This window comes from Bacillus cereus group sp. N6 (genome assembly GCF_016483705.1).
In the GTDB taxonomy this organism is placed as follows: domain Bacteria; phylum Bacillota; class Bacilli; order Bacillales; family Bacillaceae_G; genus Bacillus_A; species Bacillus_A wiedmannii.
The window spans coordinates 1-2,858 of the sequence record NZ_JAEHBI010000132.1; the positions used below are offsets into that span (position 1 = coordinate 1).

The window sequence follows — 2,858 nt, forward strand, 5'->3', positions numbered from 1 at the left end:
TTCTATTATTTTATATGGTTTTCTTTCACTAAAATCAAAAAATCCAGAGTGTTGGGAACCCCTAAAGGGTTTCCCAATACTCTGACAACAATATATGTTGTATACTTTCTTTTAGCTGTTTACTCTAAAACAAATCATCTAGTATAGTGCCTTCTTACTAGAAACTCATTCAGGGACAAAGGATCACTTAAAAAGTGATCTTTTGTTTTTATAGGGCATTTGTAATGAAGCCTGATATTTTATACAAATGAAATGGGCTAGCCTTTTAGTCGAAACATAAACTGAAAAAGAACTAACCTCATTCCATTGAGATTTTTTGAAAATAAACTTTAAAATATCAGTTTACATTCATATACCTGTAAATATTGAATTCATACAAAATTCCCTGATATCCTCACAATAGGAAACAAAAGTATACATGCAAAACACAATACATAAAGAGCGTAAGGATAACACATGAGACAAATTCTATATGTGAAAAAATCCACGCTTAACAACACTTATATACGCTCACCATCCCTTTCATATACGCATAAGATGTAGTAACGAACATACACCTTACAGCGATTGTGAATCTGATCTACTAAGCGATCTTGAAATCTAAAAAAATTTTAAACTAGAAGTCTCCTTGCATGAATTTATAAGTTATTTTGCAAGAAAAACACCTATTAAATAAAATAGGTGTTTTTCTTTTCTGTTTTTAATTAAAATGAATAATAATAACAAACCATTTGATACATACAAACATATACTATATGTAAGGGACAGCATCCAAGCGTTTCAAACACCTCTGCCAAGAAATAACATTACGAGCTCTTTCTTGGCTCCTTTTATATAAAATAAATTTCAACAAAAATGTACAAACCTAAAAATATAATAAACATAAAATAAAAAGATATAAAATTTATTATTAATAGATTTTATATCCTACCTATTCTATTTTGCTCTTTAGAGGGATCTTTTTTACAAGTACCCCTCTATTTTTTATGCATATATTTTAGAATTTGTCTTACATTTTTTTAAAATAAAAAAGTTCTCTTTACTATTACATTTCAATTTTTTTACCAAACAAACGATTCCAAAATGATTTCTTCGGTTCTGAATTTTCTATTAGGTTCTTATTATCTTGTATTTCTTTCAATACTTGCATGAATTGAATATTTTTTTGTTCTTCTCTTATTATCCTTTGAGCCTCAGTTTCCTGTAAAAGTTTACTTTGCTGATCCAATCTTTGAATTAACTCTAAATGAAGTTGTTCTAATCGTTCTATACGTTCTGTTAATGCGTTTATAAGTCCTGTATCTGCTGCGCTATCTGTAGCTACAGTTGCTATCTCATTTTCTCCCACACTGGCCATCGCTTGATGTATAGCCTGTTCTAGTGTTACGTTCTTCTTGTTCATAGCTGTTACTAACCGTTCTATAGTTGCTACATCCGTATAATAAAAAATTCTGGAATTATTATTACCACGTTCGAATGGATACCCAGCTTCCTCCAGGGCAAGACAATATTTACGCAAAGTACTCGAGCCAATCCCTAAGTTTTTAGCTACCTCAGATCCCCAATACGTTTGAGCCATATATTGACCTCCCTCTTTTCTAAGCTGTCCTTCAGTTGTTATGTAGTATTTTCCTTGCTTTAAAAAGTAACACTTTCTTTTTTTATTTACAGCTTCACTTCTCATCTCCTGTTATGTTATACAATCGCTCCATACAAAAAAAGCAATCCAAATGATCATCCTGGATTGCTTTTTCTTTCCGTCACACCCGAGATGGTACCTACCATCCCAATCATACCTGCACAGGAAACACAACTGCTAGCTCTAATCAAACAAATACAAATTGTAATGAATCAGTTCCTACTTCATCCTATGATTCTCCCCCTTCAAACGTTCCAAAAAATAAGATCATTTCTTCGCTTATTTCTCTACGTCGTTTCTACATTTTTACTTTCTAACTTGCTTACATCTAAGCATTGCCTATACAAGTTCTCCTTCAGAAACGAATCTCTTATTATGATGTTACACGCACGCTTTTTGGGAATCGTAACCTGGCGTCAAGTTTTTTATCTTGAAAAGAAATAACATTGGTAAAATACCCCCCCCTATCACACGCTACTACTCTTGCACATAGGATGTAGTACAATCAAAGAAATAGAGGGCTACTGGGCCTGTTAGTTCTGCAGGACAATTCTATCATTTAAGCACAGATCCTGGATCATCTGTTCCACCATTTGGAAATCTTTCATTGGCTCACACAGTGCCTGGGACTACTTCAGGAGCATTCACGTTAAATGCCAATAATTCAGTCACCATTAATCAAACTGGCTTATATTTGGTTATGGGCCAATGTGATTTTATTTCTGATGCAGGTCAGTATCTAATTGGTTTAAGTATTAACGGTTTACTTTTACAGCAGTCTGTTCAACAATTTGTAGCAACCAAAGGAATTTCTAAGTATTTAACTACTGCTTCAATAGTACAACTTACCTCAGGAGATACCATTTCAGGTGATTAATGCCAACACAAGTATAACTCAAAAATTACTCAATTCACCTGTAGGTGGTCAAACCATTACAAACGTTTCTCTTGTCCTTGTCAACTTGGGATAAATCCTTCATAAATACGATAAAACACATAAACCTTCATTGGGGGGTATTTCCTTTTTTCGGGGGATGGATAAAAATACCCTACACCGATTTTAATCCTTTTCTTTTTAATATGGTTTTTCGGTTGAAATAATTTGGGGTTTTAAGACAAAATAATTATTTAACGGTTAGAGAAAAAAGGTAACTACTCAGCTTCCTCACGGAAGCTTTTTTAATTTTACTAGTTTCATATGCCTCTCATTTGTAAATAC

The 2,858-nt window shown here is 32.9% G+C and carries 2 protein-coding genes; one reads left to right on the forward strand and one right to left on the reverse strand.

All coding sequences use genetic code 11. The annotated features are described in order from the left end of the window. Window positions 1–1,045 precede the first annotated feature (1,045 nt). Window positions 1,046–1,579 (reverse strand): DUF3967 domain-containing protein, encoded by a 534-nt coding sequence (locus JDS99_RS30275; protein WP_199696423.1) that lies wholly within the window; start codon window positions 1,577–1,579, stop codon window positions 1,046–1,048. 667 nt (window positions 1,580–2,246) lie between these two features. Here JDS99_RS30275 and JDS99_RS30280 point away from each other — a divergent pair. After that, window positions 2,247–2,516 carry a hypothetical protein gene (locus JDS99_RS30280; RefSeq protein WP_199696424.1) on the forward strand — a complete coding sequence of 90 codons (270 nt, stop codon included), beginning with the start codon at window positions 2,247–2,249 and terminating at the stop codon, window positions 2,514–2,516. The last annotated feature ends 342 nt before the right edge of the window (window positions 2,517–2,858 follow it).